The sequence below is a fragment of the Sphaerisporangium perillae genome (genome assembly GCF_023276435.1).
Lineage (GTDB): Bacteria > Actinomycetota > Actinomycetes > Streptosporangiales > Streptosporangiaceae > Sphaerisporangium > Sphaerisporangium perillae.
The window spans coordinates 24,861-41,221 of sequence record NZ_JALLPO010000017.1; the positions used below are offsets into that span (position 1 = coordinate 24,861).

The 16,361-nt window shown below is 71.9% G+C and carries 12 protein-coding genes; 8 read left to right on the forward strand and 4 right to left on the reverse strand.

The features are described from left to right. Positions 1 to 61 precede the first annotated feature (61 nt). Positions 62 to 364: a hypothetical protein gene (locus MYF83_RS17990; RefSeq protein ID WP_248961615.1), complete on the reverse strand. Its 303-nt coding sequence runs from the start codon at positions 362 to 364 to the stop codon at positions 62 to 64. A gap of 206 nt (positions 365 to 570) precedes the next feature. Between MYF83_RS17990 and MYF83_RS17995 the strand changes: the two genes are divergently transcribed. From MYF83_RS17995 to MYF83_RS18015, 5 genes are all read left to right on the forward strand, one after another. Beyond that, positions 571 to 2,226: a fumarate hydratase gene (locus MYF83_RS17995; RefSeq protein ID WP_248961616.1), complete on the forward strand. Its 1,656-nt coding sequence runs from the start codon at positions 571 to 573 to the stop codon at positions 2,224 to 2,226. Positions 2,227 to 2,373: 147 nt separating this feature from the next. Beyond that, entirely contained in the window at positions 2,374 to 3,606 is a 1,233-nt protein-coding gene (locus MYF83_RS18000) for a serine/threonine-protein kinase (protein ID WP_248961617.1), read from the forward strand. Positions 3,607 to 3,648: 42 nt separating this feature from the next. After that, the gene (locus tag MYF83_RS18005; protein WP_248961618.1) at positions 3,649 to 5,934 is read left to right on the forward strand and encodes a serine/threonine-protein kinase; all 2,286 of its coding nucleotides are present in this window, start codon (positions 3,649 to 3,651) and stop codon (positions 5,932 to 5,934) included. 15 nt (positions 5,935 to 5,949) lie between these two features. Beyond that, a complete protein-coding gene (locus MYF83_RS18010; RefSeq protein WP_248961619.1) occupies positions 5,950 to 7,356 on the forward strand; it encodes a class II fumarate hydratase in 1,407 nt (468 codons plus the stop codon). 360 nt (positions 7,357 to 7,716) lie between these two features. Then, positions 7,717 to 8,814, forward strand: a complete 1,098-nt coding sequence (locus MYF83_RS18015) for a winged helix DNA-binding domain-containing protein (RefSeq protein ID WP_248961620.1) — start codon at positions 7,717 to 7,719, stop codon at positions 8,812 to 8,814. A gap of 162 nt (positions 8,815 to 8,976) precedes the next feature. On the opposite strand, the gene MYF83_RS18020 is transcribed toward MYF83_RS18015, so the two are convergent. Both MYF83_RS18020 and MYF83_RS18025 read right to left on the reverse strand, forming a co-directional pair. Next, positions 8,977 to 10,956 carry a glycosyltransferase family 2 protein gene (locus MYF83_RS18020; protein WP_248961621.1) on the reverse strand — a complete coding sequence of 660 codons (1,980 nt, stop codon included), beginning with the start codon at positions 10,954 to 10,956 and terminating at the stop codon, positions 8,977 to 8,979. A 149-nt stretch (positions 10,957 to 11,105) separates the two neighbouring features. Next, the gene (locus tag MYF83_RS18025; protein ID WP_248961622.1) at positions 11,106 to 11,843 is read right to left on the reverse strand and encodes an aggregation-promoting factor C-terminal-like domain-containing protein; all 738 of its coding nucleotides are present in this window, start codon (positions 11,841 to 11,843) and stop codon (positions 11,106 to 11,108) included. A 381-nt stretch (positions 11,844 to 12,224) separates the two neighbouring features. On the opposite strand from MYF83_RS18025, the gene MYF83_RS18030 reads away from it, so the two are divergent. The 3 genes from MYF83_RS18030 to MYF83_RS18040 are packed head-to-tail and all read left to right on the forward strand — an operon-like array spanning position 12,225 to position 14,889. Further along, positions 12,225 to 12,899: a response regulator gene (locus MYF83_RS18030; protein ID WP_248961623.1), complete on the forward strand. Its 675-nt coding sequence runs from the start codon at positions 12,225 to 12,227 to the stop codon at positions 12,897 to 12,899. Beyond that, positions 12,896 to 14,335, forward strand: coding sequence for a sensor histidine kinase (locus tag MYF83_RS18035; protein WP_248961624.1), 1,440 nt, complete (start codon positions 12,896 to 12,898; stop codon positions 14,333 to 14,335). Before MYF83_RS18030 ends, MYF83_RS18035 begins: the two co-directional genes overlap by 4 nt. Continuing rightward, on the forward strand, positions 14,332 to 14,889 hold the full coding sequence (locus MYF83_RS18040; RefSeq protein WP_248961625.1) for a hypothetical protein: 558 nt from the start codon (positions 14,332 to 14,334) through the stop codon (positions 14,887 to 14,889). Before MYF83_RS18035 ends, MYF83_RS18040 begins: the two co-directional genes overlap by 4 nt. 100 nt (positions 14,890 to 14,989) lie before the next feature. On the opposite strand, the gene phoH2 is transcribed toward MYF83_RS18040, so the two are convergent. Next, positions 14,990 to 16,318 (reverse strand): RNA 5'-3' helicase PhoH2, encoded by a 1,329-nt coding sequence (gene phoH2, locus MYF83_RS18045; protein ID WP_308201468.1) that lies wholly within the window; start codon positions 16,316 to 16,318, stop codon positions 14,990 to 14,992. Positions 16,319 to 16,361: the final 43 nt, after the last annotated feature.

Here is a 16,361-nt window from a genome sequence, read left to right on the forward strand (position 1 = left end):
TCCATGGACGAGCCCGGCATCCGCGCAAGGGGATGGCCGGGCTCGCGGGCCGCGGCCGGTGTCACCACCAGCGCGCCCGTCCTGGCATGGCGTGCTTCTCCTGGTGGGTGCCGGCGGGCCGGAGGTCGTCCCCGGCCAGTTCCCGGCCGGTCCACTCCGGGTGCTCGCCGCCTCGTTCCTCGGCCGGCGGCGCTGTGACCTGGCGTCGGCCTTGGTGCCGGCGCTCCCAGTCGTCGGGGCTCACGGGCCATTGGACGGGCTCGCGCCTGATGCCGCGGAGCACGATGGTGACGAGCCCGACCCCGAGGATGGCAGCGACCACTATCACGCCGAAGATGACCACCACAATGTAGCCCGGATCCATGATTCCCCCCGATCTCGGACACGCGCGTACGTCCATTATCGAACGCGTATACACAGGGCTTCGACCTGCGCGCACCCCGTGGAGGCCACGGCACGCCCATGATTGCGCCAACACCGCGCAACCCCGCGTCAGCGACGGGCCGGCGCGAGCCGTACCCTGCAACAGGACGGCGGCGAGCGCGCCACGAAAACGGAGGAGCAGAGGCGATGCCCGAGTTCGACTACACCGACCTTCTCCCGATGGGGCCGGATGAGACGGAGTACCGTCTGGTCACGGCGGAGGGGGTGCGGAAGGTCGAGGCGGCGGGCCGCACGTTCCTCGAAGTGGATCCCGAGGCGCTCCGGCTGCTGACCAAGACGGCGGTGCACGACATCTCCCACTACCTGCGGTCATCGCACCTCGCCCAGCTCCGCAAGATCATCGATGATCCGGAGTCCAGCGGCAACGACAGGTTCGTGGCCCTCGACCTGCTCAAGAACGCGAGCATCTCGGCCGGCGGCGTGCTGCCCATGTGCCAGGACACCGGCACCGCCATCGTGATGGGCAAGCGCGGCCGCCACGTGCTCACCGACGGCGCCGACGCCGAGCACATCTCGCGCGGCGTGTACGACGCCTACACCGAACTGAACCTGCGCTACTCGCAGATGGCCCCGCTGACCATGTGGGACGAGAAGAACACCGGCAGCAACCTCCCGGCCCAGATCGAGCTGTACGCCGAGGACCCGCACGGCCACCCCGACGAGTACAAGTTCCTGTTCATGGCCAAGGGCGGGGGAAGCGCCAACAAGTCGTTCCTCTACCAGGAGACCAAGGCCGTCCTGAACGAGAAGCGGATGCTCCAGTTCCTGGAGGAGAAGATCCGCTCGCTCGGCACGGCCGCCTGCCCGCCGTACCACCTGGCGGTCGTCGTGGGCGGGACCAGCGCCGAGTTCGCGCTGAAGACCGCCAAGTACGCCTCCGCCCGCTACCTCGACGCGATCCCGGCCGAGGGCTCGGCCTCCGGCCACGGCTTCCGCGACCTGGAGATGGAGAAGAAGGTCTTCGAGCTGACCCAGAAGCTCGGCATCGGCGCCCAGTTCGGCGGCAAGTACTTCTGCCACGACGTGCGGGTGATCCGCCTACCCCGGCACGGCGCCTCGTGCCCGGTGGCCATCGCCGTCTCCTGCAGCGCCGACCGGCAGGCCCTCGCCAAGATCACTCCCGAGGGCGTCTTCCTGGAGAAGCTGGAGACCGACCCGGCCCGCTTCCTGCCCGAGACCACCGACGAGCACCTGTCGGACGACGTGGTCTCCATCGACCTCAACCGGCCCATGAGCGAGATCCTCGCCGAGCTCACGCGCTACCCGGTCAAGACCCGGCTGTCCCTCACCGGCCCGCTGGTCGTCGCCAGGGACATCGCGCACGCCAAGATCGCCGAACGGCTCGACGCGGGCGAGGAGATGCCGCAGTACCTCAAGGACCACGCCGTCTACTACGCCGGACCGGCCAAGACGCCCGAGGGCTACGCCTCCGGGTCCTTCGGCCCGACGACGGCCGGCCGCATGGACTCCTACGTCGAGCGCTTCCAGGCGGCGGGCGGGTCCCTGATCATGCTGGCCAAGGGCAACCGGTCCAAGCAGGTCACCGAGGCGTGCCAGAAGCACGGCGGCTTCTACCTCGGCTCCATCGGCGGCCCGGCCGCCCGGCTCGCCCAGGACTGCATCAAGAAGGTCGAGGTCCTGGAATATCCGGAGCTCGGCATGGAGGCCGTCTGGAAGATCGAGGTCGAGGACTTCCCCGCCTTCGTCGTGGTCGACGACAAGGGCGACGACTTCTTCCAGGACACCAGTGGTCCCGTGCTCACCATCGGTCGCCGAATCTGACATTCTGACCGAAGATCTCAACAGAGAATCGGCATGGCCTCTACAGGCGGCGATGAACAAATCGGTAAGCTGCCACCCATGCGCGCGCCAGCCGGATACGAGCTAGCCTCGCGATACCGGCTTGTCGAGCCGGTGGGACGTGGCGGCATGGGCACTGTGTGGCGCGCCCACGACGACCTCCTCGACCGTGACGTGGCTGTCAAGGAGGTCCGGCTCCCGCTCGTCCTCGACGAGGAGCTGCGCGCCGAGCTGTGCGCGCGGACCGAGCGCGAGGCCAGAGCGACCGCCATGGTCGCCCACCCCTCGGTGATCACGGTCTTCGACGTCGTGACCGAGGACGACCGTCCCTGGATCGTCATGGAGCTCGTCCACGCGCGCTCGCTCGAGGAGCTGATCAAGCAGCACGGGCCACTACCCCCGCGCCGCGTGGCCGAGATCGGCCGCCAGGTGCTCGGGGCGCTGCGCGCCGTCCACGCCAAGGGCATCCTGCACCGCGACGTCAAGCCCAGCAACGTCCTGGTGACCGAGGACCGCGCGGTGCTGACCGACTTCGGGCTGGCCGCGCTCGAAGGCGACGCGTCGATCACCCAGGCCGGCATCGTCCTCGGCTCGGCCGGTTACATCGCGCCCGAGCGCGTCCTCGGCGACCGGGCCAGCCCGTCGGGCGACCTGTGGTCGCTCGGCGCGACCCTGTACACGGCCGTCGAGGGCCGCGGCCTGCACGGCCGCCGCACCGCCGCCGCCGCGCTGGCGGCCCTCACCAGCGGGGAGCCGATCCCCATGGAGCGCGCCGGGCCGCTCGCCCCGATCTTGCGCGGCCTGCTGCAGATCGACCCGGACACGCGACTGGACGGCATGCGCGCCTCGCTCATGCTCGCGCGCGTCGCCGCGGGAGGCTCGGCCGAGGAGCCGCTCGGCGGCCCCGCCCATCGCACGGCCCGCCCGCAGGCGACGGCCACGACGGCCGGACCGCGCGGCAACGGGAACGGGAACCGTAACGGCGACCGGAACGGCAACGGGAACGGCGCGCCCGCGGGGTCGCGCAGCGCCGCGAGCGGCATGCCGACGGGCTCGCGCACCGCCGGCGACGCCACGTCGCCCTCGCCGTCCCCGCGCAGGGCGTCCCATCGGGGGCAGCACCGCGCCGACGCCCGGTTCGACCGCGCGGTCTACGTGCCCGCGGACACCCCCGACCCGGTGCCCGCGTCCCGCACGGCCCGCAGGTCCGCCGAAGGGCTGCACCGCAAGCCGGAGAGCCCCACGCCCGGGCGCCGCAGGGCTCCGGCAAATCCGGAGACCAGCCCGGTGATCCGGCAACTGTCCGACATCATGCGCATGGTCCTGCCTCGTCGCTTCTGGCCGAGAAATATGCGCAAGTGAGGCGAAAGCAATTCTCAAGTCACTATCGCTATCTTCTTACACATGCCCGAACAGCAGAAGCGGCTGCTCGCCGACAGATACGAGCTGATCGCTCCCCTCGGCCGGGGGACGATGGGCACGGTCTGGCGAGCTCACGACCGCCTCCTCGGCCGTGACGTCGCCGTCAAGGAGATCCGCCAGGATTCGGGGCTGAGCAAGGAGCAGCGCGCCGAGCTGCGAGAACGCATGATCCGCGAGGGACGGAACGCCGCCAAGATCGCACATCCGTCGGTGGCGACGGTGCACGACGCCATCCTGGTCGAAGGCAGCCCGTGGATCGTCATGGAGCTGGTCGAGGCCAGGTCCCTGGAGCAGGTGATCGACGAGGAGGGCCCGCTGCCGCCCCGGCTCGTCGCCGAGATCGGGCTCGACCTGCTCGGCGCGCTCGGCGCCGCCCACGAGCAGGGCGTCCTGCACCGCGACGTCAAACCCGGCAACGTGCTGCTCACCGACACCGGCCGGGTCGTCCTCACCGACTTCGGCATCGCCAAGTCCGAGGGCGACAGCAACATCACCAAGACGGGCATGGTCATCGGCTCCCCCGGCTACACGGCCCCCGAGCGGGCTCGCGGAGACCACACCGGCCCGGAGTCGGACCTGTGGTCGCTGGGCGCCACGCTGTACTTCGCGGTCGAAGGGCGGCCCGCGTACGAGCGCGCCTCGGTCAGCGAGACGCTGGCGGCGTTGATGACCGAGCGGGCCGACCCGGCGACGCAGGCGGGACCGCTGCGCCCGGTGCTGGAAGGCCTGCTGGAGAAGGACTACACCAAGCGGCTCACGTACGACGGGGCTCTGAGCATGCTCCGCAAGATCGCCAAGACGTCCGCGGCCTTGTCCCCCGCGGCCAAGGCCCCCCAGCCGGCCAAGCCGGTCAAGCCGGTCAAGCCGACGACGCCGGCCGAGGCGGCCGGTCCGGCGCAGGGGGCCGCGCAAGATCGGGCCACCGCGCAGGTCGCCGACACCGACCAGACGATGATGGTCATCCGGCCCAAGGGCGGCCTGCGCATCCCCGGCGTCGACTCGCCCCCGGTCCCGGCAGGCGGCACGTCCGAGCCCGCCGCCGGCGGCAAGCCCGGCAGCGGCGCAGGAGGCGCGTCCGGGCCCTCCTCCCGGCGTACCGCCGCCGCACCGCCGGCCTCGGCCGCCGCCTCCGCCCGGCCACCGGGGGACGTGGAGGTCGACGAGGACGGCGATGCGACCATGGTGGGACGGCTCGCGCCGATCCCGGCCGCCATGCCCGAACCGCCGCCCTCCGCCCCGCGCCCGTCCGCGCCCCACCCGTCCTCACGGCGCCCATCCGGTCCCCCGTCCCGCCCCGGCCCTCCGCCGAGGCCGGGTCAGGGCTCGGGAAACGGCACGGGCCCCGTCCCGCACCGGGTCTCGCCCGCCCGGCCCCCACAGGCCGCGGTGGCCGCGCCGCCACGGCCCGCCCCTGGAACGATCTCGCCGCAGGCGGCGCCGTACGCGGGCGGCGGCGAGGCCACCGAGGTGGAGCCCGGCACGCCCGAGACCGGGCTCGGCACCGACCTGTTCGCCTTCCAGGGCACCGCGCCCCCAAGGGGCAACAGCCCGGTCGGGATGATCATCCTGGTCGTGATCGCCCTGCTCGGGCTCGCCACCATCGTCATGCTCGTCGCCTCCGCGCTCTCGGACGGCGGCCCGGCCACCCGCGCCACCGGGGCGAAGGCGGCGGCCGGAACACAGCCGGGCGGGACCACCGCGACCGGTGCCGACGCCAGCACGACGATCGGATCCGGCGGCACCACCCTCAGGGGCGACACGTCGCCCGGAACCAGCGGGGACGTCGCCCCCGCGCCGGCGCCCGGCCTGCGCCGCCATACCGACAAGACCGGCTTCGTCATCGACGTCCCTGCGAAGCTCAGCGCGGTCGCCAAGGGCGCCGGTGTCGGCTTCAGCGCCGCGGGCGACCCCCGTACGATGCGGGTCAGCCGGTCGGACAAGGGCAGCGCCGATGTGCTGAACTCGGCGAAAGCGGCCGAGACCCGGGCCCTCGCCGCCGGCACCTACCCCGGGTACAAGCGCATCCGCATCGGCGCGACCCGCCCGGCGCCGTACACGGGGACGGACGTCGCGGACTGGGAGTTCCGCTACACCTCAACGACGGGGCCGGTCCGCGTGTTCTCGCGCTGGGTGTCGGTGCCCGGCGGCCCGCTCTACGCGATCTACTGGTCGGCGCCCGAGGCGCGCTGGCAGGCGCAGCGCGCCCAACTCGGCACCGTCCTGTCCTCATTCCGCCCCGCCCGCAAGAGCACATCCGGCGGCTCGTAGGGCAAGACTGGAGTCATGGAGGATTTCCGGATCGAACATGACTCGATGGGTGAAGTACGCGTCCCCGCGGCCGCCAAGTGGCGGGCGCAGACGCAACGGGCGGTGGAGAACTTCCCGATATCGGGGCGCGGCCTCGAACCGGCCCACATCGCGGCACTCGGGCTGATCAAGGCCGTGGCCGCCGAGGTGAACGGCGAGCTGGGCGTCCTCGACGCCGAGATGGCGGAGGTGATCTCCGAGGCCGCGACCGACGTGGCCGAGGGAGAGTGGAACGACGAGTTCCCGATCGACGTCTTCCAGACCGGCTCGGGCACCTCGTCCAACATGAACGCCAACGAGGTGATCGCCACGCTCGCCGAGAAGCGCCTCGGCCGCCCGGTGCATCCCAACGACCACGTCAACGCCTCCCAGTCGTCCAACGACGTGTTCCCGACGTCCATCCACGTGGCCGCCATGGTGGACGTGGTCTACGAGCTGATCCCGGCGCTGGACCATCTGGCCATCGCGCTGCGCCAGAAGTCCGTCCGGTTCGAGAAGACGGTCAAGGCCGGGCGTACCCACCTGATGGACGCCACGCCTGTGACGCTCGGCCAGGAGTTCGGCGGGTACGCCACCCAGATCGAGAACGGCATCGCGCGGCTCCGCTCGACGCTGCCCCGCGTCGCGGAGCTGCCCCTCGGCGGGACGGCGGTGGGCACGGGCATCAACACCCCGCCCGGCTTCGCGCAGAAGGTCGTGGAGAAGCTCAGGGAGGCCACCGAGCTGCCGTTCCTCGAAGCGCGCGACCACTTCGAGGCCCAGGGCGCCCGCGACGCGCTCGTCGAGCTGTCCGGGCAGCTCCGCGTGATCGCCGTGTCGATCAACAAGATCGCGAATGACCTGCGCTGGATGGGATCCGGGCCCAGGGCGGGGCTGGGCGAGATCAACCTTCCGGACCTCCAGCCCGGCTCCTCGATCATGCCGGGGAAGGTCAACCCTGTCGTCCCCGAGGCGGCCTGCATGGTGGCGGCTCAGGTGATCGGGAACGACGCGGCCGTCACGTTCGCGGGCGCGTCGGGGAACTTCGAGCTCAACGTGATGATGCCGGTCATCGCACGCAACGTGCTGGAGTCGATCAGGCTGCTGAGCAGCGTCTCGCGGCTGCTCGCCGACCGGTGCGTCCACCGGATCACCGCCAACGCCGACCGGCTGCGCGAGTACGCCGAGTCCTCACCGTCCGTCGTCACCCCGCTCAACCGCCACCTGGGGTACGAGGAGGCCGCGAGCATCGCCAAGCAGGCGCTCAAGGAGCGCAAGACCATCAAGCAGGTCGTGATCGAACGCGGCCACGTCGCCGCCGGCAAGCTGACCGAGGCCCAACTCGACGCGGCCCTCGACGTCCTCGCCATGACCCGCCCGCCCCAAGCCACCAAGCAGGAATAGCCACGAAACCGCCTGCGCGGTGTCCACGAAAGTCGGCCGAGTTGCTCGACGTACGGCGGCGCCGCTCCCGCCACACCACGTCTCGCCGACCCGGCGCCGGCCATCCCAGCACCACACCCGGGAGAAGCGAGGACCACGAAGGTCGCCGCGCGACGTCCCTGCGGGCGGGAAAGTCGCCGCAGGAACGGGCATGTCGCCGCGAGACCGGGGACGTCCCTGCGGGAGCGGGAACGTCCTTGCGGGGGCGGGGAAGTCGCTGCGGGGGCGGGGATTGTCGGGGGTGGTCGGTAGGGTCCTGGGGGTGGTGGGGGCCGGGGTGTCTGGCCGTCGCTTCAGTCGGCCGGCACGAAGGATCCCCCCATGACGCAGCTGAGCAGCAGAGCGGTCAATCGCGCCACGCTCGCGCGCCAGATGCTGCTCGAGCGCGCCTCGATCTCCGTCCCGGAGGCGATAGAGCGCCTTGTCGGCATGCAGGCCCAGGCGCCCTTCCCGCCGTACACAGGGCTGTGGACGCGGCTGGCCGATTTCCGGCCCGACGATCTCGCCAAGCCGCTCATCGACCGCGGCGTCGTGCGCGTCGTCCTGATGCGCAGCACGGTCCACCTGGTCACCGCCGCGGACTGCCTGGCCCTCAGGCCGGTCGTCCAGCCGATGCTGGAGCGCGCCCTGCGGGGCTCCTACGGCAAGCAGCTGGAGGGGCTCGACCTCGAGGCCGTCGCCGCGTTCGCCCGCGAGCTCGTCGAGGAGAAGCCGCGCGGCACCACCGAGCTGGCCCGGCTGCTGCTCGGCCGATGGCCCGACCGGGACCGCTCGGCGCTCGGCAACACGGCCCGCACATTGCTCCCGCTCGTCCAGGTGCCGCCCCGGGCGGTCTGGGGAAAGAGCGGCCACCCGACGGTCACCACGGCCGATTCCTGGCTTGATCGTCCTCTGGCGACCGAGACCGCGCCCGACGCGATGGTCCTGCGCTACTTCGGCGCGTTCGGCCCGGCGACCGTCGGCGACGCGCAGAAATGGTCGGGTCTGACCCGCCTCCAGGAGGTCGTCGACCGGCTGGGCCCGAAGCTGCGGGTGTTCCGCGACGAGCGCGGCGCGGAACTGTACGACCTGCCCGACGCGCCGCGTCCCGATCCCGGCACTCCGGCGCCCGTGCGGTTCCTGCCCGAGTTCGACAACCTGCTGCTGTCCTACGTGGACGGCGGCCGGGTCCTGGCACGCGAGCACCGGCCGGCCCTGTTCACCGTCAACGGCATCATCCGCTCGGCCGTGCTGGTCGACGGGGTCGCGCAGGCCGTCTGGAAGATCACGCGAGCGAAGCGGGCGGCACGGCTGGTGGTCGAGCCGTTGACCCCGCTCTCGCCCGGGCAGCGGTCCGCGATCGAGGACGAGGGCGCCCGGCTCCTCGCCTTCGCGGCCGCCGACGCCGGCACCCACGACATCGAGTTCTCAGCGCCCTAGTGTGCGTTGTCCACGCACCTTCACCGGGGCGGCCTTCCTTTCCGTCCGCCTCTCCGTCCGCTGTGGTGGTCGGGCGTTCGGCGCCGCGACGGCGAGAAGCGGTACGGCGGTGCCGGCGCCGCCGTACGGCGGCCGGCCCGGCGGGCGTTCGCGGACACCGCCTCAGCTGGAGGGGGCCGAGGGCAGGTAGCGCTCCTGGATGGCGTGGGCCAGGCGCAGGAGGTGCCGGCCGCCGGGGAGGTGGGTCGCCACTCTGGCCAGCACCGAGCGTTTGGGCGACAGGGTGCCCGGCTCTCCCCCGGCCTCGACCCGCACCCGGCCTCCCCTGCCCATCTCCAGGACGAACCGCAGGTCGGCCTCCTTCTCACTCACGCGCAGGCGCGGCACCCAGATGCCGGGGCCGATGTGCCCGTCGCCGGCGAACCGGCGTACCGGCACCTTGGCGACGAGCTGCCCCGGGAAGCGGCCCGGCACGCCCGGTTCGACGAGCGCGGGCACCGAGACGACCCGGCCCCGGTTGGCGAGGTGGCGCAGCACCAGCTCCGCGGGAGGGCCGCCGCTCGGCGGGACGTACGGGACGGGCAGCACGACGAGGACGCTGCCGTCCCGGTGGGTGACCGACGCTCCGGGCGAGACCAGCACGATCGACTCGGCGAAGGACCGCGGCTCCACGCACACGCTCAGCTCGCGCTGCTCCGACCAGCAGGGGATGATGAGCTTGCGCGGCTCGCCGGCGAGCACGCCGACGCAGCTGAGCTGGGCGCCGCGGTGTCCGGCGACGCGCGCGCGGGCGTGGTGGGCGCCGCTGTGCATGCGCACGTGCACCTCCCACTCGCCTGGGCGAAGGGGACGGGCGAGCCCGGCCGTGCTCACGTCCAGCCGTGCCCGCCCGACGGCCCACAGGCGCACCGTGTCGCCTTCCTGCGACCGGCACACCTCGCCCGACACCGGGATGAAGAAGATCAGCCCGTAGTCCGCGTGCCGGACGTAGACCTCCATCCGGGCCCGGTCCACCGCCTCGGTCACGTCGGTGACCCGCGACGGCAGGACGAGACCGTCCAGCGGCGGGTTCCACAGGAGCCGGTCGCCTTCCGCCTTGAAGGTGATGGGCGCCCCGCCGGCGTCGACGATCTCCACGGCGAGGTCCAGCAGGAGGATTCCGTCCTCCCAGCGCACGTCACGGAGCTCCGCACGCAGGGAGATGCCCCTGGAAGCCTCGCTGAGGGCCACCAGGCGCCCGAGTTCGCCGGATCTGACCAGAACCGCCCGGGCGCGTAGATGGACCGGCAGATGAGCGTCCAGCTCTTCGGGGAACCGTTCGCGGATCAGGTGGCGCATGGCGGCGTAGAGCGCCGCGCGCTGGTCCGCGCGGGCGGACAGCAGGGGGCGCCCGCCGAGCAGGCGGAGCACGCCCGTGCGGAACCAGTGGGCGTACAGGCGCTCCCGCTGCTCGCCGGGGTCGCAGTGGGCGTCGATGGTGTCGAGGATGAGGCGGATGCCGTCGGCGTGCGCGCGCGGATCCACCGGGCGGTCGGGCTCGGGGCCCACGTGGCAGCAGATCTGGTCGGCGAGGACCGCGATGACCTTGGCGGTGAGGTAGGCCTTGACGACGAACGCCTGCTCCGACAGCTCGGGTTCGATGTCGGCGAAGCGGATCTCGCGGGAGTCCAGGAAGGCCCGGCGGAACAGTTTGTGCGCCGTGGGCACGCCGAGCAGGCGGTCCCCGAACACGTCGGCGCGTTCCCGGTTGCGGGCGAAGGCCCTCGGCGGCGGGCTGTCGCCGTGGACGAGCCGGCCGATGAGCACGTCGGCGTCGGTCTCCACGGCCGTGCGGTACATCGCCTCCAGCGCCACCCGCTCGAGGCGGTCGCGCTGGCCGAGCAGGTACACGTACTCGCCGCGCGCCACGGCCAGGCCCACGTTGCGTCCGCGCGCGGGCGAGCCGGTGTGCTCCAGGTGCAGGACCCTGATGTTGGGCCGTACTGCGGCGACGGCGTCGAGGCGTTCTCGCGTGCCGTCCCCCGACCTGTCGTCCGCGAAGATCACTTCGTACTCGTCCGACGGCATCGTCTGCTCCAGCAGCGAACGTACGCACGCGTCGAACGCGTCATCGTCCGGGCCTGGCTCCGCTACCGGCACCACCACGCTGACCTTCACACCCATAGGGCCAGCGTGGCTGTGGGGACCGCCGCGGCGCCGCCAGGCTTGCCGAAACCTCGAACAACCCTGACTAAGAGTTCGCGCGGATCATTACCGTTCTGGACCGTACGGCCGGTGGGAAGGCGAGACGGTCAGTACCAGCCCACCGACTGGGAGTGCGCCCACGCGCCGCACGGCGACTTGTAGCGGGCCGCGATGTAGCCGAGGCCCCACTCGATCTGGGTGGCGGCGTTGACCTGCCAGTCGCCGCCGGCGCTGGCCATCTTGCTGCCGGGCAGCGCCTGGGGGATGCCGTAGGCGCCGCTGCTGCGGTTCATGGCCCGCTCGTTCCAGTGGCTTTCCCGGTCCCAGAGCTTCTCCAGGCAGCCCCACTCGCCGCTCCAGCCGCGCGCGGCGGCCATCTTCTGGCCGAGCGCCTTGTTGCTGCCGGGGTTGGGCTTGGATCCGGGCGGGAACGCCTGCGGGTTGAAGCCGCCGCCGCCGGGCGCCTGCTTGACGATCTTCACGCGGTCCCAGTCGGGGGCCGACTTGGTGCGGGCGGCCTTGATGTCGTGCGCCCGCTGGGCCTGGGCGGCGACGGCCTTCAGCGCGTCGGCCTCGGGGTCGGCGGCGAAGGGGTCGCTCATGCGGGTGAGCTCGTTGAGCGTCAGCGGGGTGGCCGGGGTCTCGGCGTTCTCCCGCATGGTGTTGACCGTGAAGACGCCGAGCGCCGCGACGACGGCGACGGAGAGGCCGACGACCAAGAGGCGCTTGGGGGTCAGCCACGACGCCCGCGAGGGCCGCTGACTGGCGCGGCCACGTGGCGGCGCGGCGTCGTACGCGCCGTCCCGCCTGCTTTGCCTGTCTCGTAACTGCTGACCTGAGCTCACGGCCTATGAGCTTGCCGTGAAACAGGGGGTGGTTCGCAACCCAAACGTGGAAGTTATTTGACGGTTACATGACCTAACCGGCGAGTAACGTGCGGTTTCCTGGCTGGATGTGACTTTCGTCACACCGACCGCACCGGCTCCGCCCTCCGGACCCCCGGACCGGAGGGCGGCGGAGCGGCGAACCGCCCTTTGCGGTACATCCGCGGAAGCCCCGCCGGCGGCACGCCCGCTGCGGAGGCATAGGCCTTCGCCGGACGGCATGGCCGGCTGAACGGGCACGGACGCCCTCAGCGTGCCTGCCTACTGTCGGGTTTCCGTGGGTGCCAGGTCACAGTTCTGTGACACAGAAGGGGATAACGGACTATCAGCCATAATGTGCGGGTGGCCGGCATCCTCCTCGTCGAAGACGATCCCTCCGTGCGGACGGGCCTCGAGCTGGCGCTCACGCGGCAGGGGCACTCCGTCACCGCCTACGCGACCGGCGAAGAGGCCCTCGACCATGTGCGCGCCCGCCGGCCCGAGATCGTCATCCTCGACGTCATGCTGCCCGGAATCGACGGCGTCGAGGTGTGCCGCCGCATCCGCAGGCTCGACTCCCTGCCGATCATCCTGCTCACCGCACGCGGGGACGACCTGGACATGGTGGTCGGCCTGGAGGCGGGAGCGGACGACTACGTGGTCAAGCCGGTGGAGCCGCGCGTGCTCGACGCGCGCATCCGGGCCGTCCTGCGCCGCCTGGAGTCGGCCTCCGCCGACCGCATCAGCTTCGGCGACCTGGTGGTCGATCGGGGCGCGCTGAAGGTGACCCTCGCCAACCGTGAGATCCACCTCACCCCCACCGAGCTGCGGCTGCTGCTGGAACTGGTCCGCCATCCCGGGCAGGTCCTCAACCGCCGCTACCTGCTGCGCGCGGTCTGGGACCACAACCACGTCGCGGACTCCCGCCTCGTGGACGCCTGCGTGCAGCGGATCCGCGCCAAGATCGAGCCGGTGCCGGCCGAGCCGGTGTTCATCCACACGGTCCGCGGCTTCGGCTACCGCTTCAGCCCGCCGTGAACCTCGGCCGCCGCCGTCCCACCGGGCTGCGCGGCCGGCTGGTCATCACCTTCGTCCTGGTCGCGGTGACCGCGTCGGCCCTGGTCGCCGGCATCGGCTACCAACTCGTCCGCCGGGCGCTGCTGGACCGCGTGGAGACCGGCGCCGTCGTCGACGTCCGCGACGTCCTCCAGCGGATCTCGCTGCCGATCGGCACCAGCGACCTGCTGTGGCCCACGGACGCGGTCGTCACAGAAAGCGACCTCAACACCTTGGCCGAGTCCCTCGGCGGACCCGACCGCCAGGTGATCCTCCGGTACGGGGAACAGGAACGGCTCAGCACCGGCACGACGTTCGGGCTCGACGACGTCCCCGCGGACCTGCGCAAGCAGGCCTCGGGACGCATGGTCCGCCAGCGGATGCTGATCCGGGACGAGCCCTGGCTGCTGATCGGCACCCAGGTCCACCGGCTGACCCGCACGGGGGCGGTCCGGCCGACCGGCATGACGATCTTCGTATTCGTCTCGCTCAAGGAGGAGGACGGCGTCCTCGCCCGGCTGCGCACCGCCCTGGCGCAGGCCTCGGGGATCACGCTGGCCATCGCGCTCACCGTCGCGCTGGTCTCCGCGCGGAGCGTCCTGCTGCCGGTGCGCAGGCTCGGCGACGCCGCCCGCGCCCTCGGCGCCGGGCACCTGGACACCCGCCTGCCCGTGCACGGCCGCGACGAGCTGGCGGGGCTGACCGCGACGTTCAACGACACCGCCTCCGCCCTGGAGCAGACCGTGTCGGAGCTGCGCGCCCTGGAGGCCATGTCCCGGAGGTTCGTGGCGGACGTCTCCCACGAGCTGCGCACGCCCCTCACGGCGATGACCGCCGTGACCGACATGCTCACCGAGGAGGCCGAACACCTGCCCCCGGACGCCGGCAAGGCGGTCGAACTGGTGGTCCGCGAGATCAACCGGCTGCGGATCCTGGTGGAGAACCTCATCGAGGCGAGCAGGCTGGATTCCGGCGCCGCCGTGCTGACCCGGGAGAACGTCGACGTCGGCGTGGCCCTGGCCGACTGCCTGGAGATCAGGGGCTGGACGGGCCGCGTGCGCCTGGACGTGCCGCGCGGCCTGTCGTTCTCCCTGGATCCCCGGCGCTTCGACGTGATCGTCGCCAACCTGATGGGCAACGCGCTGCACCACGGCGCGCCGCCGGTGACCGTGACCGCGCGCATCCTGCGCAGCGGCCTGGAGGTGAACGTGCGCGACCGGGGCAAGGGCATCCCCCTGCACGCGCTCCCCCACGTCTTCGAGCGCTTCTACAAGGTCGGCGCCGGGCGCGCGCGCAGCGAGGGCAGCGGGCTCGGGCTGGCCATCGCCAAGGCCAACGCCGAGCTGCACGGCGGCACGATCAGGGGCGAGCTGTGCGACCCGGGGACGCGGTTCACGGTATGGATCCCGCACCCATGACCCGCCGGATCTCCCGCCTCGCCGTAACGGCCGTGGTCCTCGCCCTGGCCGGGACGGCGGCGTGCGGTGTCGACGCGACGGGTGTGGTCGACGCCGGTGCCGCGCCGGTGATCAGCGCCCGGGGCTCGGTCGCGAACGTCTACCTGCTCCGTAGCGGGCGCCTCACGTCCAAGCAGGTCGCCACGGCCTCCGACGCCGCCGCGGACGTCATCGGCGCGCTCTTCGAGGTGAGCAAGCGGTCCGGCGACGGCTTCGGGTCCGCCCTCAGCGGCTTCCGGCTGGAGCAGAGCGTGCTCGGGCGGTACGGGGTGGACAGCGGCGTGCGCAACGATCCCGAGAACCCCGTGGGCCTGCGGCTGCACGTCATCGTGAACGGGCCGGGGCGGCTCGGCAGGACGGCGATGGCCCAGATCACCTGCACAGCGCGGCTGCGCGAGGAGATCTGGGCCGTGAAGATCACTCAGACCACGGCCAAAGGGCCGCTGGCGCTGGGTGAGCACACCTGCCGCGAGTACCACGACCTGGCGGCCCCCACCGTCAACCTGCCCCCGTGAGGCGGCCCCCACCGCCGACCTGCCCGCCGTGAACCCGGCCGCCTGACCGGGTGCCTCGGTGGGCCCGTCTCCGTGGACGCCGCCGTAGCGGCCGCGGGGGTCAGACCGTGATGTCCTCCAGCATCTCGGTCACCAGGGCCGCGATCGGCGAGCGCTCGGAGCGGGTCAGCGTGACGTGGGCGAACAGCGGATGCCCCTTGAGCTTCTCGACCACGGCCACCACGCCGTCGTGCCGGCCCACCCTGAGGTTGTCGCGCTGGGCGATGTCGTGGGTGAGCACCACGCGCGAGTTGGCGCCGATGCGGGACAGCACGGTGAGCAGGACGCCTCGCTCCAGCGACTGCGCCTCGTCCACGATGACGAACGCGTCGTGCAGGGACCGCCCGCGGATGTGCGTGAGCGGCAGCACCTCGAGCATGCCCCGGTCGAGGACCTCCTCGATCACCTCGGGTGTGGTGACGGCGCCGAGGGTGTCGTACACCGCCTGCCCCCACGGGCCCATCTTCTCGTTCTCCGAACCGGGCAGGTAGCCGAGCTCCTGCCCGCCGACCGCGTACAGCGGGCGGAAGACGATGACCTTGCGGTGCTGGCGGCGCTCCAGGACGGCCTCCAGGCCCGCGCACAGGGCGAGGGCGGACTTCCCCGTGCCCGCCCGGCCGCCGAGCGAGACGATGCCCACCTCGGGGTCCATGAGCAGGTCCAGGGCGATGCGCTGCTCGGCGGAGCGGCCGTGCAGGCCGAACACCTCGCGGTCGCCGCGCACGAGCCGCACGGACTTGTCGGGAAGCACCCGCCCGAGCGCCGAGCCCCGGCTGGACAGCAGCCGCAGCCCGGTGTGGGCGGGAAGCTCGCGCGCGTCCTCCAGGTCGAGGTTGCCGTTCTCGAAGAGCTGCTCGACGTCCTCGGTGGTCACCTGCAGCTCGGCCATGCCGGTCCAGCCCGACTCCACCACCAGGTCGGCGCGGTATTCCTCCGCGGCGAGCCCGATGGAGGCGGCCTTGACCCGCATCGGCAGGTCCTTGGACACCAGCACCACGTCGCAGCCTTCAGCGGCGAGCGATCGGGCGACGGTGAGGATGCGGGTGTCGTTGTCGCCCAGCCGGAAGCCGGCGGGCAGGATCGCGGGGTCGCTGTGGTTGAGCTCGACTCTGATCGTGCCCTCTCCAATGGGCATCGGCTCGTCCAGCCTGCCGTACTGCACACGTAGGTCGTCCAGGAACCGAAGCGCCTTACGGGCGAAGTACCCCAGCTCAGGGTGGTGCCGCTTGGCTTCCAGCTCGGTGATGACGACGATCGGTAGGACGACTTCGTGCTCGGCGAAGCGGCTCATCGCCGCAGGGTCGGCCAGGAGGACAGAGGTGTCCACTATGTAGGTACGCCTGGACGGCGTCGGGCTACTGGAGGTAGTGGACGGGTTGCTCGAGGACACTGCCACGCGTTCTCCCCCGGGCGCCAGGAGTAAGCGCCCTGCC